Raw genomic sequence first — 11,925 nt, 5'->3', positions numbered from 1 at the left:
GTTAAGGATTATATATGCGCTTATTACCACCTATTGACACCGCACATTCTGCCGTACCTATCTTGACACCATTGTCCAATGCACCGTTGGCAAAAAATGATAGCGAGCAGCCAACTCTATCATCACAGCAAACTCGCTATCCAACAGTAACCCATGCACCATTAACAAAAGCACAAAGTGATGCCTTGGCAGTAGAATTAAATGCGCTATATGAAGGTGTGATGGACTCATTAGGTAGCGATGACGCCAAATACATTCAGCGGATTTATGCGACTGTGGTTTATAGTGAGCTTGTCGCCCGTGGTTTACTGGCTGTCGCAGGACGCATGTCTTCACGCCGCTCGCAGATAGGTACTTGGCTATTGGGTACGTCAATACTTAGTTTTAGCAAAATACTCAACAATATGGAGCTTGGGCATAATGTCATGCATGGTCAATACGACTGGATGCAGCACCCGCATCTGAACAGTCAGAAGTTTGACTGGGATATTGTTTGCCCTGCGCCATTATGGCAACACTCGCATAACTACTTGCACCATACGTTTACCAATATTGTTGGGCGCGACCATGATGTCGGCTATCACTTGATTCGGGTGACCGATGAGCAGCCTTGGACGCCAGAAGATCGCTACAATATGTTTAGTACTGCCGTATTGGCCTTTGGCTTTGAGTGGGCGGTTGCCTTTCATGATATTCAGATCAGTGCGGATGAATACGCCGACTCCCCCGATTTGCATAAAATCATGCAACAAAAATCTCGCGCACTATTTGCGAAAATTGGCCGCCAAGTGAGCAAAGACTATATTGCACTGCCAGCCATCGTAGCAATGACACTAGGCCGTCGTAGTGCTCTAAGCACACTGAGCGGAAACGTGACGGCTAATACGGTTCGTAATCTGTGGACGTGGGCGGTGATTTTCTGTGGTCATTTCACTGAGCAAGCACATATCTATACCCATCTCGATGCGGATGAGAGCAAAGGCGACTGGTATGTGCGTCAGATTTTGGGTTCTAGCAATATCAAAGGTAATAAGTGGTTTCACATTTTAACTGGCAATTTGTCTCATCAGATTGAGCATCATATATTCCCCGATATGCCAGCCAGCCACTATGCCCGTATTGCTCCACAGGTAAAGGCCATCTGTCATAAATATGATTTGCCTTACAACACTGGGCGTTTTAGCACACAGCTTCGACAAGTAATAGGACGTATCCATCACTTTAGTAAGCCCAGCAAGCAAGAGTGGCAAGCCTACCAGTCGGTATCGGCTGCGGATACTACCACTCACTCACATAAGTCGACACCAGAGAGCGAGACAGCAAAGGGTCTTAGTCGATTCTTGCCACCTGTCGTTCGTAAAGCGATAGCTTATATATGGTGATATATTCACATTTTTAACGCAGATTAAAAGACATTAATACTATTAACAATCGTCATATCGACTATTACGGTAAGCCACTAGATTGTTTGGTATCGATCCTACATACTCAACCACGTACAAAGTATTTACTGACAACACAGCATTTAATGAATCTGCCTTCTTCATTCATCCTTAGAAAATATGGCAGTTATTAAAAATTCGATAATAATAAATGGAGTTGTATCATGAGTAACCAAACCACTAAATCAGCACTAGATATCACACATAATCAAGCAGCGAATCGTTTTGAGACTACCGTCGATGGTCAGACGGGCTATATCAGCTATCAAGACCGTGATGACACCCTCGTCTATGACCACACGATCGTTCCGCGACAGTTAGGCGGTCAAGGTGTCGGTTCAGCACTAGTCAAACATGCGCTAGATTACGCCCGTGAACATGATAAAAAGGTTGTGCCGCAATGCTCGTTTGTGGCCTCATATATCAGCAAGCACCCTGAGTACCAAGATTTGGTATAGCTTACCGCCCTTTATCCCAAACAACTAGTATGCAGCAATTTTAGATTAGGAGATCCATCCCAATATAACTTTTAATAAACCAATCCGTATAACAATAAAGGTTATTAATATGAGTAGTTTATCTGACAAGCAAATTGATCTACAGTTAGAAGAGCTTGCTGGTTGGCAGCGTGATGGCAATAGTATCGTCAAGACCTATCACTTCAGCGATTTTATTGAGGCGATGAGTTTTATGAACCAAGCGGCATTTTATGCTGAAGCACTCGAACATCATCCGGAATGGCGTAATATATACAATATAGTCGAGGTACGCCTAACCAATCAGGACACCGGCGGCGTTTCTAGTTTGGACATTCGCCTTGCAAAACGCATGGAGCATATCGTGCAACCCAAACGTCTATAGCCTTATATTTCTGTTAAATGAGTAACTGAAGTGCTTTAGTTGAACATAAGAAAAGACCCTCAATTGAGGGTCTTTTTTTATACTGGATTTTTTATAGTAATAAGCTGTGTTTACATTTTGCGACTAACAAACGCCACAATAAATAAAATCACAGCGACTGCTAAGAAGATGTATGCCAGATTAGCAGACAGTCCTGCAACGCCGCCAAATCCTAATAAACTTGCTAGCAGTGCGATTACTGCAAAGATAATAGCCCAACGAAACATAATATTCTCCTCAAATAATTGTTAAAAATCAGATAGTAAACTTTATATAGTATTGATTTAACTTTTTTTTCTAATACCAGTCATATCTGCTTACAAACATAGACTAGCAATATTTCTCTTTAAACAACGTGCATTTTAGTAATGATGTCAGTAGATTATGTAAAGTTTGTAGCAAGTGTTAACACCTTTTATTTTTTCTTGTGTCTATAAACATATTATTTAGGATGATGAGCACCTTATTTGCTAAATTATTGATTGTCTTATGGTTGCATATAAATAACATCAAAAATTTCTGAAAAATAGATGTGGCAATGAAAACTGTCGCGACCCCATAAACTTCTAACTTATTCAGACCACTTGGTTTATAGTTTAAAGTCACATTATCATCCAATATATTAAGGACAATACTTATGAGTACCGAGACGGATACCGCAAAAACCGCACAACAAGATACTAGCGACAACCGCCCTTATGCCGTCATCTTATATGGCGCAACAAGCTTTGTCGGACAAATCACCGCTCACTATTTAACCAATTTTTTATCCAATGCTAAAAATAAAGATGGCTCTAACGTCACTTGGGCAATTGCAGGACGTGATGAAGAAAAACTCAATGAGCTACAGTCGAAACTTGAGAGCAAAGTAGATATTATCATTGCTAATAGTAAAGACTCTGCCAGCCTTGATGAGATGACCAAACAGACAAAAGTCATCATCTCAACCGTCGGCCCTTACCTCAAATATGGCGAACCTTTGATAAAATCTTGTGCCGAAAATGGTACCGATTACGTCGATCTTACTGGTGAAGCGATCTTTATCAAAGACATGATGGACAAATATCAAGATACTGCCAAACAAAGCGGCGCACGGATTGTCAACTCTTGCGGCTTTGATTCTATCCCATCAGATTTGGGTGTTTACTTTACGCAAACCAAAGCAGAAGAGAAGTTCGGAGAAGCTTGTAACGTGATTCACATGCGCGTAAAAGCGGCAAAAGGCGGCATCTCTGGTGGTACGATTGCCTCGATGGCGACGATATTCGAAGAAGTTGGTGAAGATAAATCACGCCGTAAGCAAGTAGCCAACCCTTATCTACTAAACGATGACACAGATGTGCCCAATGTACGTCAAGACAATGTCAGCAAACCAGAATACGACAGCGCCCATAAACGTTGGTTGGCGCCCTTTGTGATGGCGAGTATCAACACACGTATTGTCCATCGCAGTAACCAGCTACTCGGTTACGAATACGGTCGCGATTTTAAATATGACGAAGCCATGTGGATGAAAGATGGTGTCAAAGGTAAGTTATCAAGCTACGCGATGAGCGCGGGTCTACTAGGATTTGCCACTGCCATGATGATTAAACCAAGCCGTGAGTTATTGTCCAAGCATGTTCTGCCCAAAGCAGGCACAGGCCCTTCTAAGGATGAGCAGGAAAATGGCTACTTTGATATTCGCCATTTCGGTCAAACAGCTAAAAACGACACCATCACGGTCAAAGTTACCGGCGATAAAGATCCTGGTTACGGTAGCACTTCTCGTATGCTCGCGCAGGCAGCATTATGTCTGGCACAAGATATCAGTAAAGAAGACGTTGGCGGCGGATTCTGGACGCCTGCCTCTGCGATGGGTGATAAGCTCATAGCCCGTTTAGAAGAACATTCAGGTCTAAGCTTTGAAGTTATCGATGGTTAACCGAATGTAAAACATTTAAATAATGATTTATTAATGCTGATGATTTTCATGACCGTATCTTAATAACAAGGTGCGGTTTTTTAATACGCAAATTTTATAGCGCTCATCTATCATATTAGCGAATGCTAATAGCGTATTTTTTGGTAATCAATGTTGCGGTTTTTCGATTTTTTAGTACATTATGCTACAGATTTTTAGTCTAATGGCACAGCCATATTCTCCTCAATACGCTAGGACAAAATACATTACGGTTTGATTGTTATAGAGAATATTCATTTAAAAATTTTAATCAAAGTTCACTTCAAAAAACATCATCTAGTAAAAATATTTCTCTAAAATAATGTTATTGATCGAATTGATATTAGTCAAAATTTTCCAGTAGTTCGTGTGCCAGATAAAGGTTTTTAGCAGCCTGTTATCGATACAAATACTGGTAAATCTATCATTGTTGAATAAAATAGATCCAAATGCTTACTTCATTTCTTAAATGAGATGTGGGCTTAATAGTTTCATAACGTCACAACAATACACCAAGCTGTTAGAACCTTAATGAGTTTACTACTGAAATGTCTGTTATATAACTGGTACTTTGTTTTTACAAATTATAGTAAGGTCTAACCAAAATTAGGCTGTCCTCAATTATCTGCATTTTAGACATAATTATATATAGATATGGCAGCTGTTTTTAATCATTGTTCATTTATCGAATTTGGAGTTTTATAATGAAAAAGAATATTTTATCGTTAATTTTAGGTACTACACTTGCATTGCCTACACTTGCAATGGCTATGCCGACCAACAGCAGTGATTCTATGCAATCACGTATGCCAAGTAGCTCTGTTAAAAGCAATGTACAAGTCGGTGTAGAAGGACCAACTGGTAAATTGGGAGCTGCACAGTCTAGTCAGGTCAACATCAATAACTCTAGCAATAAGATGAATGACTCTCGTAGCGAGATGAATGATAAGTCTGGCACTATGAGCAATAGTAATATGCCTACAATGAACGGCAATATGCCAGCGACAACGGGTGCAGCTTCTTCACAGTCTACCCAACGTACACAAACGCCAAATATGCAGCACAGTAATTCAAACTATCAGCCATTAATTGCAGGTGAAGCCGCTTCTAACAATAAAACGGCAAATGCTACTAGTACCTTACAAGAAAAGAAAAAAGACCGTCGTGGTGAGCTTTTAGCGACTCAGCCTGGTCAAGTGGAATTTAACGAAAACCGTCGTTTCACCATTCGTTAATAATGACAGTGCTTGATTGAATAGTATGATTAACAGTTTACTACTATCAATAAGTGACATATAAAAAGGCAGCCAATTGGCTGCCTTTTTTGTTGCACACGGCTATAAATTTTGGCTATTTCTTAGTTTTAGTCACGCCAGCTTCTTGTAACAAGGCGCCAAGTGTACCCATTTTACTAGGTGCTTGCGCTTTATCGTTTTTGATCGGTTTGCTACGGTTACTATTCGTATTATCCTGACGTTTACCACGTGGCTTAGACGAACGCTGATCAGCAGCAGAACGACTATTATTTGCACGGTCACTATTCGCCTGATTACGGCGTGGACGGCTCACTTTTTCACCATCTGTACTGGTTGCAGTAGACTTAGCAGCCGTACGGACAGGTTTTTCAGACTCAGGCTTCATACTAAATCCGATACGACCACGTTTTTCATCGATAGAAATAACACGAACCGATACGATATCACCAGGTTTGACGCGGTTCATGGGATCTGCGACAAAGTCATTGGCCATCTGAGAGATATGGACCAAACCATCCTGATGTACACCGACATCAACGAAACAACCAAAAGCCGTTACGTTAGTGACCACGCCTTCAAGCTGCATACCTTCGCTCAAATCTTTGATGCTATTGACATCATCACGGAAGTTAGCCGTTTTAAATTCAGGACGTGGATCGCGTGCAGGTTTAGCAAGCTCTTCGATAATCGCTTTTACGCTGACATTATCATCGTTAGCAGCCAGCGCAGTCGTATCGATAGCATTCAGTACACCATCGTTACCGATGACTTCTGATAAAGGCTTGCCGGCTTGTGCGAGTAAGCTATCAACCAAGGCATAGCTCTCTGGATGCACGCCCGTTGCATCTAATGGATTGCTACCATTACGAATACGTAAGAAACCTGCTGCTTGCTCAAACGTCTTAGCGCCTAGACGTGGAACATTTTTGAGTGCTTCACGGCTATCAAATGCCCCGTGCTCGCGGCGATAAGTCACGATTTGCTGCGCCACATTACGGTTCAGACCCGCGATATGTGCCAAAATAGCAGGACTCGCTGTATTCACATCCACACCAACCGCATTCACGCTATCTTGAGTCACTTTATCAAGACTATCTGCCAGCTGGTTTTGGTTCACGTCGTGCTGATACTGACCTACACCGATGGCTTTTGGATCGACTTTGACAAGCTCTGATAACGGATCTTGCAAGCGACGTGCGATAGACACCGCACCGCGCACCGACACGTCTAAATTGGCAAGCTCATCACTAGCAAGCTCGCTCGCCGAATAGACGGAAGCGCCTGATTCATTGACGATGACAGCTTTGGCTTTAAGTGCAGCGTTCGCGGCCAAAATCTCTTTAATCATTGCATCGGTTTCGCGACTTGCCGTACCATTACCGATAGCGACCAAATCAACATCATAAGTACTTAATAGCTCATCAATGACTTTTTTGGCTTCATCCATTTTGTTGTCAGGGGCAAACGGATAAACCGTCGCGATGACAGGTTTTTCTTCGCTATCTGACATGACATGACCTTGCGCATCCACAATGGCCATTTTTACGCCATGACGGATACCAGGATCGACACCTAAGATCACTTTAGAGCCTGCTGGTGCAGCCATCAATAAATGCTGTAAGTTACTAGCGAACACATCAATCGCATCTGCTTCTGCAGCTAGGCGCTTTTCGGTCAGTAAGCGGTGCTCGATATGTGGACGCCATTTGTCTTTCCACAAACTACTGGCCGCCTCTGTCAAAAACTCACGGCGTGCTGCTGGCGCTTTGGCATCGACATCGAAATGATTGATAATTTTTTCGATAAATGGTGCGTCTTCGCCTTCGATTTTTAGACCCAAGACGTTTTCTTGACGACCACGTAACATCGCTAATAGGCGATGGTTTGGCAGTCGAGCCAGGCTTTCGCTATGCTCAAAGTAGTCTTTGAACTTTTCGCCAACTTCACGCTTTTCTTCGCTCGCAACGCTCGATACGATACTGGCAGTTTTGGCAAAACCATTGCGTAAGTTGTCCAACAACCCCAATGCTTGCGTCCACTCATCAACGATAATGGCTTGCACACCAGCAAGCTGCTTGTCGATATCGCTAAAGTCAACGTCGATCTCATTACCACTATCATCAGTGATACTTGACTGAACTTGATAATCAGCCAGCGCCTCTGTCGGGGTGATCTCTTGCGTCAAGACAGCTTGCGCAGCAGCATCGAGTCCAGCGGCACGTGCTTTGGCAGCCGGTGAACGACGACGCGGACGATATGGCAGATAGATGTCTTCAAGCTCAAGCTTAGACGTCGCGTTATCGATACGCGTCTGTAGCTCATCGGTCAAATTGCCCTGTGTGCTCAGTAGCTCAGTGATTTTGAGGCGACGGGTGGCCATGTCACGCTCATAATTCAAAGACTTCTCGAGAGCACGCAGCTGTGCGTCGTCAAGGTTTTGCGTTTTTTCTTTGCGGTAACGCGCAATGAAAGGAACCGTTGCGCCTTCATCATAAAGCTTCACAAACGCATTGACTTGAGCAGTCTTAATGCCAAGCGCGCGAGCAAGCTTGTCGTGAATATTCGCGTGTGTGGTTGCATCCAAAACCTGTGCATTTGTCGAGGTTTGAGATGACGTTAAGGTATCAGTGCTACTCATATACGTATCAATCGTTGAGAAATGTAGTTTTGCATTATAGCAAAAGCTGCATGAATAAAAATCCTTTTTATCTTTTCGTTAATTATCGCCTGTTTTGCGGCATAAAACGTTTTATATCAAACGTTCTGTAGCCTTGTTAAACAAACGCATACAGCATTTATTCTTATGAGTGATGCAATTCGCAGTGCAATCTTATACACTAAAGTATCCATAGCACAAATATTGAGATGTGCTGATATATTGAACAATAGTTTTTGGTTTTATGACGTGCTTGTTTTGATCCATCATTAAATAACGATAATTAATGGCAGTGTTTTACTCATCGCTTTTTACTCGTCATTTCTGCTAACAATAATTTTTATAAGAGGATGCCTGTATGACTGATAACAACAGCCCCGATACTTTGACTCAGCGTATTTTAGTTGTCGATGATGACGCTCGCCTGCGCTCTTTGCTACAGCGCTTCTTAGAAGACGATGGTTTTGTCGTTCGTACTGCCCATGATGGTAGTCAGATGGACAAACTCATGCAACGTGAGCTCTTCTCTTTGGTTGTGTTAGATTTGATGCTACCGGGCGAAGACGGTATTAGCATCTGTAAGCGCCTACGTGCGGACAATGCGGATATTCCGATCATTATGCTGACTGCTAAAGGTGGCGATGCTGACCGTATCGCAGGTTTGGAAGCGGGTGCAGATGATTACCTGCCTAAGCCGTTTAACCCAAAAGAGCTATTGGCGCGTATCAAAGCCGTGTTGCGTCGTCAGAACCGTGAGCTTCCAGGGGCACCAAGTCACCAATTAGAAGTGGTTGAATTTGGTCCATGGACACTAGATCTATCGACTCGCTCGCTCAAACGTGATGGGAATGTCGTCACTTTGACGACAGGTGAGTTTTCGGTGTTAAAGGCTTTAGTTCAACATCCACGTGAGCCGTTGACCCGTGACAAGTTGATGAACCTTGCTCGTGGTCGTGAGTGGGGTGCGATGGAGCGCTCTATCGATGTGCAAGTATCACGCTTGCGTCGCTTGATTGAAGACAACCCTTCACAAGCCCGTTATATTCAAACGGTTTGGGGTGTGGGCTATGTATTCGTTCCTGATGAAGCTGAGGTAGAAACCGTCAAGAGTGAATAACCTTTGACTGATGACATTTCTTTTAATATAGGCCGTGTTTGGTTATTCATAAATACGTGCCGATATGATGAGTATACCTGTGAAAAACCCTATTATTTTTCAAAACATACCCTGCACATTAGTGACAGGGTTTTTAGGTGCTGGCAAAACCACCGTCATCAATCAGCTGCTTGCCACAAAATCTAATGACGAGCGCTGGGCGCTATTAATCAATGAGTTTGGCCGTATCGGTATTGATGGTGCACTATTGGCAAGCTCTCAAGATAACAACGATCTTGAGCAACAGAATATCGCCATGCGTGAAGTCAGTGGCGGCTGTATTTGCTGTACCAGTCAACTGCCCTTACAAATTGCGATCAGTCGTCTGCTTAATGACCATCACCCGCGAAGACTGCTTATTGAACCCACAGGATTGGCACATCCACGCGAGCTGATATTACAGCTCAGTGCGCCGCATTGGCAAACCGCACTACAGATGAATGCGGTGATAACTGTACTGAGTGGCGAGCAGTGGCAACAGATTAAGTATCGTGACCATGAGGGTTTTCAAGCGCATGTGCGTGATGCCGATGTGCTGATCGTCAATCGCTATGATCAACTAAGTAGTAGCGAAAAACACACCTTGGTAGAATGGATAGCCAAGCTAAATTCACAAGTGAAAATCATTTGGGCAGTATCTGAACTAACGGTAGCTGAGACAACATACTCATCAGATAAGTTTGTAGCAAATAAACTTGTAGCAGATGCATACTCGTTTACTTTAAACGACCAACTGAATAAGCCCAGCCATATCATCGCAAATCAACGTAAAATCAGTATCACTCATCTTCACAAACCGATGATCGGCTTGCAGTCTCAAACCCATTGTTTAGCAACTGTACCATCATCGAGTTCATCTACCGATGAGACAGAAGCTCAGGCTAGTGCTAATAGTGATCTGCCCTATCGCTATCATGAAGAGCAGCAGGATTTTCAGTTGGCTGGATGGCGATTACCTGCACACTACATACTAAACGCTGACGATTTACAGAATTGGTTATTGAATTTGCCAAACTGGCAACGTATCAAAGGCGTGGTTCATACTTCTGATGGCTGGCTGCAGATCAATTTTAACCCTGGTAGTCTAACCATCAAAACAATCGATCCACAGACTGATAGTCGGCTAGAAATCATTTTGCAACTAGGCAATGCTGTCGATACAGCTACAGAAAAAACAGAAACTGAACATGATGCCAAAGCGTCAGCAGCTTCTATAAATTGGGAGGATTGCGATCGCGAACTGATGGCAATGGTTATATAGCAACAGACAGAAAAAGGGCGGGCATTGCTATGTTATCTAGCAATGCCCGCTCTTTTGCTTTCTTCTTCCTTTTAGCGCAATTGGCTGTCTTTACTGCCGCGACGATTAAATAGCTCCACCGCCTTTGCCTCTTGCTCAAGCGCTGTCTGACAACTGACGCAATGCTGGATACCAGGCAACGCTAGTCGCCGCGCCTCCGGAATAGAATTAGCGCATTCGTCACAAAACTCTGCACTCACACCTGTTGGCAATGAGCGTCTTGCGCGCTCTAACGCATCATTGACCGTTGCATCCATTTGCTCATGCTCAGCACCATCTCTTGACCAGCCACCTGCCATAATCCCATCCTATTTATTTTTTAATGATCATTGCTTTATAGATAAATTCTTTAATAACAAATAGATGGGGTGGTTATTGCTAATTACAATATGCAAATAACAAATGTGTTTGAACGATTAGTGAGAATTATATTTAGGGTATTTACTTTTTAAGAGTGTATGCCTAAAACCTTCTACTCAGCGTTGCCACCCTTCTGTTTTCATGATTTTTTGTCCTTTTTTAGTGATTAAAAAGTTAAGAAAATCTTTTGTTTGAGGATCAGCTTTTGGTGATACAACGATGTTTAAATCACGCCAGATAGCTCGATCCTTATCTATACTAACCATGTCCATATCTTTGGAATTATTAAGCGGCCAATTCGGCCAAGTTATCCAAGCATCTGCTTTTTCATCTTTAAATGCTTTAAAACTGGCTCCAGATCCTAAAGAATACGCTACTATATTATCTCGAAAACGAGCAATATCGTTTAAGCTTCCTTTGCGTCCTGCGAGATCCTCCCAAACTCCAGTACCCGAAGTGTTATATGTTCCTTTACCTTCGGTCACAACTATTTTAATCCCCTTAGCTAATAAATCATCAAAGCTACGTATATTTTTAGGATTTCCTTTTTGTACAGCTATGATTGCTGGTCGGATATAAATGGGTTCAACTTTTTCATGATCAAAAGTTTCGTATGTCTCAAGAAATGCAGTCATTGATTGCTCAGAAGTTCCCCACAGAGCATCGGCATCAGCTTGAGCGTCAGCCGACCATTTGTCTTCAGGTCCTGCTATTAATTCTACCTTGGTACCACCTTGCTTTTCCCAGACATCTGCCACTTTTCTTAAAGCGGTATGTGGGCCACCTGCTCCATACAGCTTTATGACACCATCCTGAGGATTGTGCTCGATGGAAGGATCAAAAAGCGTGGTTTGCGCAAAAGCTGAAGTACAACTTAGCAGCACACATGCAGCAGCAATGGACTTATTCATAA

At 42.8% G+C, this 11,925-nt stretch carries 11 protein-coding genes; 7 read left to right on the top strand and 4 right to left on the bottom strand.

What is annotated here, in order from left to right; translation table 11 throughout:
- Positions 1–14 precede the first annotated feature (14 nt).
- The 3 genes from CUR83_RS01590 to CUR83_RS01580 all read left to right on the top strand — a co-directional run bounded on the left by CUR83_RS01590 (position 15) and on the right by CUR83_RS01580 (position 2,303).
- Positions 15–1,382 (top strand): fatty acid desaturase family protein, encoded by a 1,368-nt coding sequence (locus CUR83_RS01590; protein ID WP_284718916.1) that lies wholly within the window; start codon positions 15–17, stop codon positions 1,380–1,382.
- Positions 1,383–1,606: 224 nt separating this feature from the next.
- Entirely contained in the window at positions 1,607–1,900 is a 294-nt protein-coding gene (locus CUR83_RS01585; RefSeq protein ID WP_071002545.1) for a GNAT family N-acetyltransferase, read from the top strand.
- Positions 1,901–2,009: 109 nt separating this feature from the next.
- On the top strand, positions 2,010–2,303 hold the full coding sequence (locus tag CUR83_RS01580) for a 4a-hydroxytetrahydrobiopterin dehydratase (RefSeq protein WP_071002546.1): 294 nt from the start codon (positions 2,010–2,012) through the stop codon (positions 2,301–2,303).
- A gap of 110 nt (positions 2,304–2,413) precedes the next feature.
- Here CUR83_RS01580 and CUR83_RS01575 read toward each other — a convergent pair whose 3' ends face one another.
- Positions 2,414–2,569 (bottom strand): DUF1328 domain-containing protein, encoded by a 156-nt coding sequence (locus CUR83_RS01575; protein ID WP_021814049.1) that lies wholly within the window; start codon positions 2,567–2,569, stop codon positions 2,414–2,416.
- A gap of 410 nt (positions 2,570–2,979) precedes the next feature.
- On the opposite strand from CUR83_RS01575, the gene CUR83_RS01570 reads away from it, so the two are divergent.
- Positions 2,980–4,266, top strand: coding sequence for a saccharopine dehydrogenase family protein (locus CUR83_RS01570; protein WP_093069817.1), 1,287 nt, complete (start codon positions 2,980–2,982; stop codon positions 4,264–4,266).
- 722 nt (positions 4,267–4,988) lie between these two features.
- Positions 4,989–5,519: a hypothetical protein gene (locus CUR83_RS01565; protein WP_284718915.1), complete on the top strand. Its 531-nt coding sequence runs from the start codon at positions 4,989–4,991 to the stop codon at positions 5,517–5,519.
- A 115-nt stretch (positions 5,520–5,634) separates the two neighbouring features.
- On the opposite strand, the gene CUR83_RS01560 is transcribed toward CUR83_RS01565, so the two are convergent.
- Complete coding sequence (locus CUR83_RS01560) at positions 5,635–8,178, bottom strand: Tex family protein (RefSeq protein WP_186475271.1); 2,544 nt, start codon at positions 8,176–8,178, stop codon at positions 5,635–5,637.
- A 376-nt stretch (positions 8,179–8,554) separates the two neighbouring features.
- Here CUR83_RS01560 and ompR point away from each other — a divergent pair, with 376 nt between their 5' ends.
- Together ompR and CUR83_RS01550 are read left to right on the top strand one after the other, a co-directional pair.
- Entirely contained in the window at positions 8,555–9,313 is a 759-nt protein-coding gene (ompR, locus tag CUR83_RS01555; RefSeq protein WP_284718914.1) for an osmolarity response regulator transcription factor OmpR, read from the top strand.
- 79 nt (positions 9,314–9,392) lie between these two features.
- The gene (locus tag CUR83_RS01550) at positions 9,393–10,613 is read left to right on the top strand and encodes a CobW family GTP-binding protein (protein ID WP_284718913.1); all 1,221 of its coding nucleotides are present in this window, start codon (positions 9,393–9,395) and stop codon (positions 10,611–10,613) included.
- Between the two features lie 71 nt (positions 10,614–10,684).
- Here the strand turns inward: CUR83_RS01550 and CUR83_RS01545 are convergent, their stop codons facing one another.
- Together CUR83_RS01545 and CUR83_RS01540 are read right to left on the bottom strand one after the other, a co-directional pair.
- On the bottom strand, positions 10,685–10,951 hold the full coding sequence (locus tag CUR83_RS01545) for a DksA/TraR family C4-type zinc finger protein (RefSeq protein WP_093069813.1): 267 nt from the start codon (positions 10,949–10,951) through the stop codon (positions 10,685–10,687).
- Positions 10,952–11,128: 177 nt separating this feature from the next.
- On the bottom strand, positions 11,129–11,923 hold the full coding sequence (locus tag CUR83_RS01540; protein ID WP_025651116.1) for a substrate-binding domain-containing protein: 795 nt from the start codon (positions 11,921–11,923) through the stop codon (positions 11,129–11,131).
- Positions 11,924–11,925 lie beyond the last annotated feature (2 nt).

The sequence above is a fragment of the Psychrobacter pocilloporae genome, from assembly GCF_029872915.1.
Taxonomy (GTDB): domain Bacteria; phylum Pseudomonadota; class Gammaproteobacteria; order Pseudomonadales; family Moraxellaceae; genus Psychrobacter; species Psychrobacter pacificensis.
Note: the sequence above shows the minus strand (reverse complement) of the source record. Positions and strands in the feature narration are given on the sequence as shown.

Bases quoted from the DNA above. Each gene is read 5' to 3' on its own strand.
- CUR83_RS01590 (WP_284718916.1), top strand. From the start codon at position 15: ATGCGCTTATTACCACCTATTGACACCGCACATTCTGCCGTACCTATC.
- CUR83_RS01545 (WP_093069813.1), bottom strand. From the start codon at position 10,951: ATGGCAGGTGGCTGGTCAAGAGATGGTGCTGAGCATGAGCAAATGGAT.
- CUR83_RS01575 (WP_021814049.1), bottom strand. From the start codon at position 2,569: ATGTTTCGTTGGGCTATTATCTTTGCAGTAATCGCACTGCTAGCAAGT.
- CUR83_RS01560 (WP_186475271.1), bottom strand. From the start codon at position 8,178: ATGAGTAGCACTGATACCTTAACGTCATCTCAAACCTCGACAAATGCA.
- CUR83_RS01570 (WP_093069817.1), top strand. From the start codon at position 2,980: ATGAGTACCGAGACGGATACCGCAAAAACCGCACAACAAGATACTAGC.
- CUR83_RS01580 (WP_071002546.1), top strand. From the start codon at position 2,010: ATGAGTAGTTTATCTGACAAGCAAATTGATCTACAGTTAGAAGAGCTT.
- CUR83_RS01540 (WP_025651116.1), bottom strand. From the start codon at position 11,923: ATGAATAAGTCCATTGCTGCTGCATGTGTGCTGCTAAGTTGTACTTCA.
- CUR83_RS01565 (WP_284718915.1), top strand. From the start codon at position 4,989: ATGAAAAAGAATATTTTATCGTTAATTTTAGGTACTACACTTGCATTG.
- ompR (WP_284718914.1), top strand. From the start codon at position 8,555: ATGACTGATAACAACAGCCCCGATACTTTGACTCAGCGTATTTTAGTT.
- CUR83_RS01585 (WP_071002545.1), top strand. From the start codon at position 1,607: ATGAGTAACCAAACCACTAAATCAGCACTAGATATCACACATAATCAA.